This window comes from Streptomyces sp. LS1784 (assembly GCF_020103755.1).
In the GTDB taxonomy this organism is placed as follows: Bacteria; Actinomycetota; Actinomycetes; order Streptomycetales; family Streptomycetaceae; genus Kitasatospora.
On sequence record NZ_JAHSQD010000240.1, the window covers coordinates 1 to 11,853 of the forward strand.

The window sequence follows — 11,853 nt, forward strand, 5'->3', positions numbered from 1 at the left end:
ACCCGGCGGTGCCCTTCGGGCGACAGGTGCAGCCGGTCCTCGGCCCACAGCCGGCGGTCGTCGAAGCAAGGCGCGGAGAACAGGTCGACCACGGCGAAGCCGTCCTGCCAGCCCAGCTCCTGGACGAAGGCCTTCATCCGCAGGATGGCGGGCAGCAGCCGGGCACTGCCCGCCAGGCGGCGGGTGGGGTCGGTGCTGGTGAACAGCACGACGGTGGCGCCGGTGGCGCGCAGCTCGGCGGCGCAGCGGCCGAGCTGCCGCTCGACCGCGTCGATGTCGCAGCCGGGGCGCAGTACGTCGTTGAGCCCGCCGGCCAGGGTGACCAGCTCGGCGCCCATCGCGGCGGCGGGGGCGAGCTGTTCGTCGTGGATCTGGCCGATGAGCTTGCCGCGGACGGCGAGGTTGGCGTACCGGAAGTCCCCGTCGGAACGCTCGGCGGCCAGCGCCGAGGCGACCCGGTCGGCCCAGCCCCGGTGGTGGCCGTCCGGCAGCAGGTCGTCGCACATGCCCTCGGTGAAGGAGTCGCCGACGGCGACGTAGCTGCGGTAGGGGGTGGGCACGGGCCGGCCTCCGCTCTCCTGAGATGGCTTCGCGGTCCGACGATCGTACGTGCGTGCCCGTTCGGGGCCGCGCGGGCCCCCGGCGCTCATCGCCCGTCGAGTGTTCGTTCATCGGCCCGGGCCATCCTGAGGCCACGGGGCGGCGGTCGGCGACGGGGGCCTTGCCGCCGCCCCGCCCGTCCCTCCGGGCACGCCCTCGGCCGTCAGCCGGCCGCGACCGCTGCCTCCTCCTCCGCCTTCCGGGGCGTGAACCAGTGCTCCCGCACGGCGTCGGTGGGCCGCTGCTCGCCGAGGGCGGCCAGGCCCCACTCCCCCAGCGCCTCGACGACCGGCCGCAGTTCGCGGCCGCGCCCGGTCAGTTCGTAGACCGTCGCGCTGGCGGGCCGTTCCAGCCGGCGGCGGGTGACCAGCCCCTCGCCCTCCAGCTGCTTGAGCCGGGCGGCCAGGATGTCGGTGGAGACGCCGGGCAGGTCGGCGTGCAGGTCGGTGTAGCGGCGCGGGCCGCCGAGGAGCTCACGGACGATCAGGAGGCTCCAGCGCTCCCCCACCGCGTCCAGGGCGCGGGCGACGGCGCAGTACTGGTCGTAGCTTCGGCGTGACATGTGGATCAGCATAGCCAAGAGGTTGGACTTTCCAAGTACACACTTGGTAGAACAAAGCTGAAGCAACGGAGCGGTGGTGACGGTCGGGAGGCCGCAGATGGAGTTTCGGCAGTCCAGCAAGCTGAATGACGTGTGCTACGAGATCCGGGGCCCGGTGGTCGACCAGGCCAACGCCCTGGAGGAGGCCGGGCACAGCGTGCTGCGGCTGAACACCGGCAACCCGGCCCCGTTCGGCTTCGAGGCGCCCGAGGAGATCATCCAGGACATCATCCGCAACCTGCCCAAGGCGCACGGCTACAGCGACTCGCGCGGCATCCTGCCGGCCCGCCGCGCGGTGGTGCAGTACTACCAGCAGCGCGGGGTCCAGGGCGTCACCGTCAACGACGTCTACCTCGGCAACGGTGTCTCCGAGCTGATCCAGATGGCCGTCACCGCGCTGGTGGACGACGGCGACGAGGTGCTCGTGCCGATGCCCGACTACCCGCTCTGGACGGCCGCGGTCCGGCTGGCCGGCGGCAAGGCCGTGCACTACCTGTGCGACGAAGAGGCCGAGTGGTACCCGGACCTGGACGACATCGCCGCCAAGATCACCGCCCGCACCAAGGCGATCGTCGTCATCAACCCCAACAACCCCACCGGCGCGGTCTACCCGAAGGAACTGCTGGAGGGCATCCTCGACCTGGCCCGCCGCCACCACCTGATGGTGCTGGCCGACGAGATCTACGACAAGATCCTCTACGACGGCACCGAGCACCACTGCCTGGCCGCCCTGGCCGACGACGTGCTGACCCTCACCTTCAACGGCCTCTCCAAGTCCTACCGGGTGGCCGGCTTCCGCAGCGGCTGGCTGGTCGTCTCCGGGCCCCGGCAGCACGCCACCGACTACCTGGAGGGCCTGACCATGCTCTCCGGCATGCGGCTGTGCCCCAACGTGCCCGCCCAGTACGCCGTGCAGGCGGCGCTCGGCGGCCACCAGTCCATCAACGACCTGGTGCTGCCGAGCGGGCGGCTCACCGAGCAGCGCGACATCGCGGTCAAGGCGCTCAACGAGATCCCCGGCGTCAGCTGCGTCAAGCCCAAGGGGGCGCTGTACGCCTTCGCCAGGCTGGACCCGGCGGTGCACCGGATCGTCGACGACGAGCGGTTCGTGCTGGACCTGCTGCTGCGCGAGAAGATCCACGTCGTCCAGGGCACCGGCTTCAACTGGCCCCGCCCGGACCACTTCCGCTTCGTCACCCTGCCCCGGGCCGACGACCTGGAGACGGCCGTCAACCGGATCGGGCGCTTCCTGGCCACCTACCGGCAGAGCTGACAGCACGTACGCTGGGCGGCCATGACCGTCCTGCGCTCGATCGCCCTGTTCGTCCTCGCCGCCGTCGCCGAGATCGGCGGCTGCTGGCTGGTCTGGCAGAGCGTGCGCGAGCAGCGGCCGTGGTGGCTGGCCGGCCTGGGGGTGGTGGCGCTCGGCGCGTACGGCTTCGTCGCGGCCCTCCAGCCGGACAGCCACTTCGGCCGGGTGCTGGCCGCCTACGGCGGGGTGTTCGTGGCCGGCTCCCTGCTGTGGGGCATGGCCGTCGACGGTTTCCGGCCGACCCGCTACGACGTGCTGGGCGCGCTGATCTGCCTGGCCGGGGTCGCCGTCATCATGTACGGGCCCCGGCGTTGAGGTCCTCCCTCACCGCCGGGGCCCGCCGGGTGCGTTCTGGGACTACCAGCCCCAGCCGCCGCCCTGGCCGTCGTCGTCCCGGTTCGAGTCCCAGCCCTCGCCGACCTTGCGCAGGATCGTGTAGTTGTCGATCTGCGTGCCGTCCTCGGCCAGCGCGGTGACCTTCATCACCGACTTCTGGCCCAGGTGCTTCGGGGTCACGTCGACCTTGATGAAGGAGTAGCCGGTGTAGCGCACCCGCGACCACTGGATGGTCTCGGGGGTCTTCACCCGGCCCTTGCTCCAGTAGTAGGTCTTGACCTCGTCCTGGTGGTTCTCGTGCCCCTCGTAGGTGTCCGGCACGTCGAACTTGTACAGGCTGCGGCCGGCCGCACCCGCGGTGACGTAGACCACGCCGTCCTTGGCCGGCTCGATGGTGGCGCCGCTCGGCACCTGCTTCGAGACCTTGTTGCCGAGGATCGCGTCGGTGCGCTCGTAGATGTGGTTGTGGCCGTTGATGACCAGGTCCACCCGGTACTTCTCGAACAGCGGCACCCAGGCCTCGCGGACACCGCCCTCGGAGGCGTGCGCGACGGTGGTGGAGAAGGCGCAGTGGTGGAAGAAGACCACGACGAAGTCGATGGTCTCGTCGTTGCGCAGGTCCTTGAGGGTGCGCTCCAGCCACTTGGTCTGCTTGTTCGCCGAGATGCCCAGGTTGGCCGGGATCTCGTAGGAGACGTCGTTGGCGTCCAGCGAGATCACGCCGACGTTCTTGTAGCGGAAGGTGTAGACGCCGGGGACGGTGCGCGGGTCCGGGCCGTTGTTCGGCAGGAAGAAGCGGGCGTTCTCGCCGCCGTAGCCGTTCGGCGAGTACCAGGCCTCGACGTCGTGGTTGCCGTACGCGACCATCCACGGGATGTCGGCGGCGACCGTCTCGGTCTGCACCAGGAAGTCGTCCCAGGTCTTCGCGTTGAAGACGGACTTGTCCGGGTCGGTGCCGGAACCGGCCGGGTCGGCGTAGCAGATGTCGCCGGCGTGCAGGTGGAAGGCCGGGTTCTGGGCCTTGATGATGTGGTCGTTGCCGGCCGCGTGCGAGCTGACGCCCTGGTCGCCGAAGGCGGTGAAGGTGAACGGCTCGTACACCTTGCCCCAGCGGTGGTCGCGGGAGGGCGCGGTGCGGAAGGTGTGCAGGGTGGAGATCTGCTGCTGCGAGGCCGGGTCGAAGCCCTCGTGGCCGACACCGTAGTAGTAGGTGGTGTCGGGGTGCAGGTCCTCCAGCGCCACGTGCAGGTAGTACTGGTCCACCGGCTGGCTGTTCGGGGTCAGCGCCGGGGTGTGCAGCGCGCGGACCTCGGCCTGGACCTTGTGGCTCAGCTCCCACGGGGTCTTGCCGAAGCGCAGGAACGGCTTCTTGACCGGGGCCGGGACCTGCCAGGAGATGCGGAACTGGGTGTCCGGCTCGGGGCCGAACTGGAGGTGACGGCCGATCGGCGCGACCAGCGAGCCGTCGACGCCGTCGGTCGTGCCGCCGGTCAGCAGCTGCGGGCCGGCCGGAGCGGCGAAGGCCGTCCCGTTGCCCAGCGCGCCACCCACGGCGACGGCACCCACGGTCACGGCACCGGCGCGCAGCATCCGGCGGCGGGAGAAGCGGGCCCGCAGGTACTCGTGCTGCTCGGCCATGCTCATGCGGTCGGCAAGCTTGGCCGGCACGCCCATGTTGGGGATATCCATGCGCGGGACTCTTTCAGCGGCGCGTTGATCGCGCACGGACGCCGGGTGAACGGGCCGCAGCGTCCCGCCCATTCGAACGCCAATGTTCGACCATGATTCGGTAAAGGACGTGTCCGTACCGTGTCGACGCCGCATCATGGCCCCCGCCCGCCCCTCGGCCTGAGTGGACGTCGGGGTGGGTGCGACGGGCGGGCGCGGTCAGCCCGAGGGCTCGTCCCAGTGGGTGGCGGCCCGGTTTCCGGTGCCGTCACAGGTGCGGCAGATCTCGTCCCGGTAGGCGTGCTTGGCGCCGGTCGCGTCCACCCGGTAGCGCACGTACACCCCGGTGCCGTCGCAGAGGAAGCAGTTGCCGCCCCCGCCGCCCACCTCGGTGGTGCCGGTGCCCTGGCAGGTCCGGCAGCTGAGGCCGGCGGTCCGGCCGGTGCCCGCGCAGATGCGGCAGACCGTCGTCATCGGCTTCCTCCCTCGCGCGCAGACGGCTCGGCACCGTCCGGAACGGCCCGATGCCACCGGTCATGGTAGTGGCGAAGGCCCTCGGACCACCCCGGCTGCATACGATCCGACGATCAGTCAGTAGAGCCGAGGATGCGGCCTCAGTCGGGCAGGCCCTCGCGGACCCGCCGGGAGACCGAGATCAGCTGGAGGTCGAGCAGCCCGGGCGGGTCGGCGAGGCCCGGACCGCCCGCGCGCACCCAGGCGGCGATCTCGTCGATCATCTCGTCCATCAGCACGAAGCCCAGCCAGACCGGCCGGCCGCCCGCCGCCCGGCCCTCGGCGGAGGGGCCGACCACCACCACGTTGGACTGGGTGCACACGTCCAGGCACTTGACCGCCCGGACCCGGCCCGCCGCGCCCACCGCCGTCCGCAACCGCTCGTACTGGCCCGCGTGGTCCACCCCGGGGTGCTTCGCCTCGGTGCCGCAGCAGCAGCCCCGGCAGACGGTGACGGTCACGGGGGCGCCGGCGCCCCGCTTGCGCTCCCGGACACCGTCGCGGTCTCGGCGGCTCATCGGTTCTCCTGACCCCTCCTGGTCGGCGGCGCACTGCGCACCGGCCTCCGCACTGTACCCGTCACCCAGCACCGCCCCGGCCACGGGTCGGACCCGGAGGAGGGTGCCCCCAACAGGAACTCACCCTTCCGATTAAGCTGCGCACAGCTCCGCGCGGGTACGGGGGAGGAGCGGGACCGGGGAGAGGGACGGACGGATGCCGAAGCGAAGGGCCCGAGGCCTGTGGGTCTCACTGGCCGTGGCCGTGACCGGAATCCTGTGCGTGGCGCTCGGGGCCTCGGTGGTCCTGACCGGCGGCTACTCGGTCCATCGGATGACGGGCGGCACGATGCGCCCGGAGCTGCGGGAGGGCGACCGGATCCTCTCCGACCGCGTCGCGGCCGCCGACGTCCGGCGCGGCGAGGTCTACCTCGTCGACTCCCCCTGGATGCTCGACCACCTCGTCGTCTCCCGCGTCGCGGCCCTCGGCGGGGACCGCATCGCCTGCGCCAACGGACAGGCCACGCTGAACGGGCGGCCACTGGACGAACCGCCGGCCCGCCAGGCCCACACCTGCTACCTGGACTTCGACGTCACCGTCCCGCCCGGTCGGGCCTTCCTGATGGGCGACCAGCGGGAGAGCGCGATCGACTCCCGGGTCGACACCGGGGACGAGTTGCAGGGCACCGTCGACCTCGCCACGCTCACCGGGCACCGGGTGGTCTGGCACAGCGGGCCCGACACACCCGGGCTGCCGGGGAAGCTCACCGGCGCCGTCGTGCTGGGCGCGCTCGGGGTGCTGCTCGCCCTCGGCGGGCTGATCGCCGCGCTCGTCACCGGCGGCGCGGCCCGCCGCCGAGGGGATTCGTGACCCGGCCCGCGCCCCACTACCCGAGCGCCCGCGCCGCCGCCCGTCCCGCCGTACGGCCCGAGAACAGGCAGCCGCCCAGGAACGTGCCCTCCAGCGAGCGGTAGCCGTGCACGCCCCCGCCGCCGAAGCCGGCCGCCTCGCCGGCGGCGTACACCCCTGCCAGCACCTCGCCGTCCGGCCGCAGCACGCGGGAGGACAGGTCGGTCTCCAGTCCGCCCAGCGACTTGCGGGTCAGGATGTTCAGCCGGACGGCGATCAGCGGGGCGGCGCCCGGGTCGAGGATGCCGTGCGGGGCGGCGGTGCGGACGAGCTTGTCGCCGAGGTGGCGGCGGGCACCGTGGATGGCGGCGACCTGGAGGTCCTTGGCGAAGGGGTTGGCCAGCTGCCGGTCGCGGTACTCGACGGTGCGGCGCAGCTCGTCCGGGTCGATCAGGGGCTCGTCGGTCCTGGCGTTCATGCCCCGGGCGAGGTCGGCGAGGTTGCCGGCGACCACGAAGTCCCGCCCGTGCCGCAGGTGGCCCCGGACCGGGCCGGGGGCGCCGGGCAGCGCGCGGCCGAGCACGCCGCGCACCGACTTCCCGGTCAGGTCGGGGTTCTGCTCGGAGCCGGAGAGGGTGAACTCCTTCTCGATGATGCGCTGGTTGAGCACGAACCAGGTGTACTCGTACCCGGTGGACATGATGTGCTCCAGCGTCCCGAGGGTGTCGAAGCCGGGGAACAGCGGGACGGGCAACCGCCGCCCGCGCGCGTCCAGCCAGAGCGAGGAGGGGCCGGGCAGGATGCGGATGCCGTGCCGGGCCCAGATCGGGTCCCAGTTCTCGATGCCCTCGGTGTAGTGCCACATCCGGTCGCCGTTGATCAGGCTGGCCCCGGCCCGGCCGGCGACCTCCAGCATCAATCCGTCCACGTGCGCGGGCACGCCGGAGAGCAGCCTGGCGGGCGGGGTGCCGAGCCGGGCCGGCCAGGCCTTGCGGACCAGATCGTGGTTGCCGCCGATGCCGCCGGAGGTGACGATCACGGCCTGGGCACGCAGTTCGAAGCTCCCGGCGACCTCGCGCGAGCTGGCCTCCCCCCGGCCCGCCGGGCTCGCCACCAGCACCTCGCCGGTGACGGTGTCGACGGCGCCCGCGGTGGCGGACAGCCCGGTGACGCGGTGCCGGAAGCGCAGGTCCACCAGGCCGCGCGCGGCGGCGGCGCGGACCCTCCGGACGAAGGGCTCCAGCAGGCCCGGCCCGGTGCCCCAGGTGATGTGGAAGCGCGGCACCGAGTTGCCGGGCCCGTCGGCGAGGAAACCGCCGCGCTCGGCCCAGCCGACCACCGGGAAGAACCGCACGCCCATCGCGCGCAGCCAGGACCGCTTCTCACCTGCCGCGAAGTCCACGTACGCCTCGGCCCAGCGGCGCGGCCAGGCGTCCTCGGCCCGGTCGAAGCCGGCCGTGCCGAGCCAGTCCTGCCAGGCGAGGGCGTGCGAGTCGCGGATGCGCATCCGGCGCTGCTCGGGCGAGTCGACCAGGAAGAGGCCGCCGAAGGACCAGTGCGCCTGGCCGCCGAGGGAGGCCGCGGGCTCCTGGTCGAGCAGGATCACCTTCCGTCCGGCGTCGGCGAGTTCGGCGGCGGCCGCCAGGCCCGAGAGTCCCGCTCCGATGACGATGACGTCGGCGTCCAGGGCCATGCGCAGTCCTCCGTCGCGGCTCGCGGTGGCGGCGCGCCCGGGGCGTGCCGTCGCTGTGCGCCCGATACTGCGGCCTGCGGTGACGTCCGGTCAACCGGTGGGTGACAACCGTCGGCGCGAATTCCGCTCCGGGCCGTTTCGGAAATGCCGGCGATACCCATGCGATACCGGGTGGAGCGAAATGCGAAATGCGATCAGGGACGGCCTGGCGGAATGTCGGCAATTTCCGCGCAAACCATGGACGCCCGGGAAACCTGGCAGTAACTTACCTGCGAGTAGCTGTGGCCCGGCTCGGCACGACCCCCCACCCGTCGTTTCTCTCCCCCAGGAGGAACCGTGCTCCGCCCTGCCCGGAAATCCCGGCACCTCCGGAATTCCACCGCGCTCGCCGCCGTCGCCCTCGGCGCCGTGCTCGCGCTCACCTCCACCACCGCCCAGGCCGCCACCCCGGCACCGAAGCACTACGTGGCACTCGGCGACTCCTACGCCGCCGGCGCCGGCGTGCCGGGCCAGTCGGCCGGCCTGTGCCTGCGCTCCGACCGCAACTACGGCCACCTGGTCGCCGCCGCCCTCAAGGCCGGCACGTACACCGACGTCACCTGCTCCGCGGCCAAGATCAAGGCGATGACGCAGCCCCAGTACGACGCCTTCATCAGGGTCAACGACCCGCAGCTGGACGCGGTGAGCGCCGACACGGACCTGGTCACCCTCGGGATCGGCGGCAACGACCTCGCGGCCAGCGACCTCGGCCTCGGCGAACTGGTCGCCACCTGCATCGCCGGCGCCGTCGTCAACCCGTTCGGCACGCCCTGCAAGGACGTCTACCACCACGGCTACTGGGACTGGAGCACCATGTCCTGGCAGTACGGCACCGACGACCTGGCCGAGCGGATCCGCACCACCATCGCCCCGCAGCTGGCCGACACCCTCAAGCGCATCCACGCCAAGGCGCCCGGGGCCAAGGTGCTGCTGGTCGGCTACCCGTCCGTGCTGCCCGCCGACGGCTCGAAGTGCATCCTGCGCCAACCGGTGACCCCGGGCGACGTCGAGTACATGCACGGCGTGCTCGACAAGCTGAACGCCGCCCTGAAGTCCACCGCGGCCGCGAACGGCGCGGCCTACGTGGACACCGCGACGCCGACCGTCGGGCACGACGTCTGCTCGGACGACCGCTGGATCGAGGGCGCGCTGCCCGGCTCGCCCGCCGTGCCGTTCCACCCGAACGCGACCGGTGAGCAGGTGATGGCGCAGGCGGTGCTCGCCGCGCTGAAGTAGCGGGGCACCGCAGCCCGCCCGGAAGGCCCCGTGGGGCCGGTGACCAGACCCCGGTCACCGGCCCCACGGCTGCGTGCGCGTCCTACTCGGAGTCGCCCGAGGCGGAGGCGGAGGCGGAGGCCAACCCGGCCGACCACTTCTCCTCGACGTTGCCGAGTTTCCAGTAGGCGATCGCCGCCGCCCAGGTGAGCACGAACAGCCCGACGATGGCGTAGCCGACGAAGTTGAGGTCCAGCTCGCCGATCCAGGCGACCGGACCACTGGTGATGTCCAGCTTCTCGCCGAGCAGGCCGATCAGCTCGATCGAGCCGATCACCAGCGCGACCAGCACCGACAGCCCGGTGACGGTCAGGTTGTAGTAGATCTTGCGGACCGGCTTGGAGAAGGCCCACTCGTACGCGAAGTTCATGAACGAGCCGTCGATGGTGTCCAGCAGGCTCATCCCGGCCGCGAACAGGATCGGCAGCGTGAGCAGCGCGTACCAGGGCAGCGAGAAGGCCGCCGCGCCGCCCGCCAGCACCAGCAGGGACACCTCGGTGGCGGTGTCGAAGCCCAGCCCGAACAGCAGGCCCACCGGGTACATGTGCCAGGGCTTGGTGACGGCCCTGGTGACCCTGCCGAGGATGCGGTTCATCAGCCCGCGCCGCTCCAGCTGACGCTCCAGCTCCGCCTCGTCGTACTCGCCCTCGCGCATCCGGCGGAAGACCTTGAGGATGCCGTTGAAGGCGCCCAGGTTGATCAGGCCGAGCAGCAGCAGGAAGGTGCCGGAGACGGTGACGCCGATCAGGCCGGTCAGCTCGTGCAGCGTCGAGTCGTCGGACTCCACCTGGCCGGCCAGCGAGCGGATGCCGAGGGCCAGCAGCGCGCAGAGGCCGAAGACGATCGAGGAGTGCCCGAGCGAGAACCAGAAGCCGACCGACAGCGGCCGCTTGCCCTGGCCCATCAGCTTGCGGGTGGTGTTGTCGATGGCGGCGATGTGGTCCGCGTCGAAGGCGTGCCGCATCCCGAGGGTGTAGGCGGTCAGACCCATGCCCGCGCCGAACACCTGGCCGCCGACGTCGTAGTGCTCGGGCTCGACCAGCGCGAGCAGGGTGAACCAGCCGATGACGTGCAGCGCGAGGATGAAGCCGCCCATTCCGGCCAGGCGGATCCACTCCTCACGGGTGAGCCGGTCGCGCCAGCGGGGGGCGGTCATCGTCGTGTCCTTTCGGTCGGGCGGTCGAAGCTGGGCCATCTTTCCGCCTTGACGCACGCAGTTGCAAGTCATGCGCAATTACGGATTCACCTCCCCCCGCCACCGAAGATCGTCACGACCCGTACAAGCCTTCGTAACCTCGGAGGGCTTTCACTGCGCGTTCTACGCGCGGATACTCTCGCTCTACGCGCGAAAACTCGGGCGCCGATCCATCAACTCCCCACGGAGGAACGGCACATGACGATCCGTATCCGAACCGCCGCGACCCTGGCCGGTGCGGCGCTGCTCGCGGGCGGTCTCACCGCCCCCGCCGCCACCGCCGCTCCCGCCACCACCGCCAAGGCCGCCGCGGTCAGCGCCACCCCGCACCGGGTGCTGTTCGACAACAGCAAGGCCGAGACCGCGGGCAACGCCGACTGGATCATCAGCACCAGCCAGCCCGACCCGCTGGCCCAGAACGCCAACCCCACCACCGAGAAGAGCTGGACCGGCGCCCTGTCCGCCTGGGGCGTAGCCCTCCAGAAGACCGGCCAGTACAGCCTGAAGACCCTCCCGGCCGGCTCCACCATCAGCTACGGCACCGGTGCCGCACTCGACCTCGCCAACTTCGACACCTTCGTGATCCCGGAGCCCAACATCCGGTTCAGCACGAGCGAGAAGACCGCGATCATGAAGTTCGTCCAGAACGGCGGCGGGCTCTTCCTGATCTCCGACCACGTCAACAGCGACCGCAACAACGACGGCTGGGACTCCCCGAAGATCATCAACGACCTGCTGACCAGCAACGGGGTGAACAACAACGACCCCTTCGGCTTCTCGGTCGACCTGCTCAACATCACCACCGACAACCCGCGCGCGGTCGACGCCCCGACCGACCCGGTGCTGCACGGCCCCTTCGGCACCGTCACCGGCTCGATCCTGCGCAACGGCACCACCTTCACCCTCAAGCCCGCCGACAACCCGAACGTCAAGGGCCTGGTCTACCGGACCGGCTACAGCGGCAACACCGGCGCGTTCTTCGTCACCAGCACCTTCGGCTCCGGCCGGGTCGCGATCTGGGGCGACAGCTCCCCGGTCGACGACGGCACCGGCCAGTCCGGCAACACCCTGTACAACGGCTGGGACGACCCGGCGGGCACCGACGCCGCCCTCGCCCTCAACGCCACCGCCTGGCTGAGCAAGGCCTGACCGCCGGGGCGCCCTCGCCAGGCCCCCCTCATCTCACCAGGAAATGGGCCGCTCCCTCCCCTACTGTCGGAATACCGGCACCCGCGGCGCGCTCGTACGGAGCGGCCCCCCGGTCCGTACGAGCG

Annotated in this window: 11 protein-coding genes and 1 pseudogene; 5 read left to right on the plus strand and 7 right to left on the minus strand. The window is 71.6% G+C overall.

Translation table 11 applies throughout. The annotated features are described in order from the left end of the window. The coding region (locus KS423_RS24940; RefSeq protein WP_224281987.1) for an SGNH/GDSL hydrolase family protein at nt 1-560 on the minus strand (560 nt) is incomplete at its 3' end. 248 nt (nt 561-808) lie between these two features. Beyond that, nucleotides 809-1,162 (minus strand): annotated as a pseudogene (locus KS423_RS24945) (winged helix-turn-helix transcriptional regulator); the annotation flags it as partial. A gap of 97 nt (nt 1,163-1,259) precedes the next feature. Between KS423_RS24945 and KS423_RS24950 the strand changes: the two are divergent. Together KS423_RS24950 and KS423_RS24955 are read left to right on the plus strand one after the other, a co-directional pair. Then, complete coding sequence (locus tag KS423_RS24950) at nt 1,260-2,474, plus strand: pyridoxal phosphate-dependent aminotransferase (protein WP_224281988.1); 1,215 nt, start codon at nt 1,260-1,262, stop codon at nt 2,472-2,474. A gap of 21 nt (nt 2,475-2,495) precedes the next feature. Continuing rightward, the gene (locus KS423_RS24955) at nt 2,496-2,828 is read left to right on the plus strand and encodes a YnfA family protein (protein ID WP_224281989.1); all 333 of its coding nucleotides are present in this window, start codon (nt 2,496-2,498) and stop codon (nt 2,826-2,828) included. A 42-nt stretch (nt 2,829-2,870) separates the two neighbouring features. Here KS423_RS24955 and KS423_RS24960 read toward each other — a convergent pair whose 3' ends face one another. The 3 genes from KS423_RS24960 to KS423_RS24970 form a co-directional block, all read right to left on the minus strand. After that, on the minus strand, nt 2,871-4,538 hold the full coding sequence (locus KS423_RS24960; protein WP_224281990.1) for a metallophosphoesterase family protein: 1,668 nt from the start codon (nt 4,536-4,538) through the stop codon (nt 2,871-2,873). 198 nt (nt 4,539-4,736) lie between these two features. Then, on the minus strand, nt 4,737-4,991 hold the full coding sequence (locus KS423_RS24965) for a hypothetical protein (protein ID WP_224281991.1): 255 nt from the start codon (nt 4,989-4,991) through the stop codon (nt 4,737-4,739). Between the two features lie 140 nt (nt 4,992-5,131). After that, the gene (locus KS423_RS24970; protein WP_224281992.1) at nt 5,132-5,548 is read right to left on the minus strand and encodes a (2Fe-2S) ferredoxin domain-containing protein; all 417 of its coding nucleotides are present in this window, start codon (nt 5,546-5,548) and stop codon (nt 5,132-5,134) included. Between the two features lie 196 nt (nt 5,549-5,744). Here KS423_RS24970 and lepB point away from each other — a divergent pair, with 196 nt between their 5' ends. Next, on the plus strand, nt 5,745-6,398 hold the full coding sequence (gene lepB / locus KS423_RS24975; protein ID WP_224281993.1) for a signal peptidase I: 654 nt from the start codon (nt 5,745-5,747) through the stop codon (nt 6,396-6,398). A 16-nt stretch (nt 6,399-6,414) separates the two neighbouring features. Here the strand turns inward: lepB and KS423_RS24980 are convergent, their stop codons facing one another. Then, the gene (locus KS423_RS24980; RefSeq protein ID WP_224281995.1) at nt 6,415-8,070 is read right to left on the minus strand and encodes an FAD-binding dehydrogenase; all 1,656 of its coding nucleotides are present in this window, start codon (nt 8,068-8,070) and stop codon (nt 6,415-6,417) included. Nucleotides 8,071-8,406: 336 nt separating this feature from the next. Here KS423_RS24980 and KS423_RS24985 point away from each other — a divergent pair, with 336 nt between their 5' ends. Further along, the gene (locus KS423_RS24985) at nt 8,407-9,345 is read left to right on the plus strand and encodes an SGNH/GDSL hydrolase family protein (RefSeq protein WP_224281997.1); all 939 of its coding nucleotides are present in this window, start codon (nt 8,407-8,409) and stop codon (nt 9,343-9,345) included. A gap of 82 nt (nt 9,346-9,427) precedes the next feature. On the opposite strand, the gene KS423_RS24990 is transcribed toward KS423_RS24985, so the two are convergent. Then, complete coding sequence (locus KS423_RS24990) at nt 9,428-10,540, minus strand: HoxN/HupN/NixA family nickel/cobalt transporter (protein WP_224281999.1); 1,113 nt, start codon at nt 10,538-10,540, stop codon at nt 9,428-9,430. 237 nt (nt 10,541-10,777) lie between these two features. Here KS423_RS24990 and KS423_RS24995 point away from each other — a divergent pair, with 237 nt between their 5' ends. After that, nucleotides 10,778-11,728 carry a hydrolase gene (locus KS423_RS24995; RefSeq protein WP_224282001.1) on the plus strand — a complete coding sequence of 317 codons (951 nt, stop codon included), beginning with the start codon at nt 10,778-10,780 and terminating at the stop codon, nt 11,726-11,728. Nucleotides 11,729-11,853: the final 125 nt, after the last annotated feature.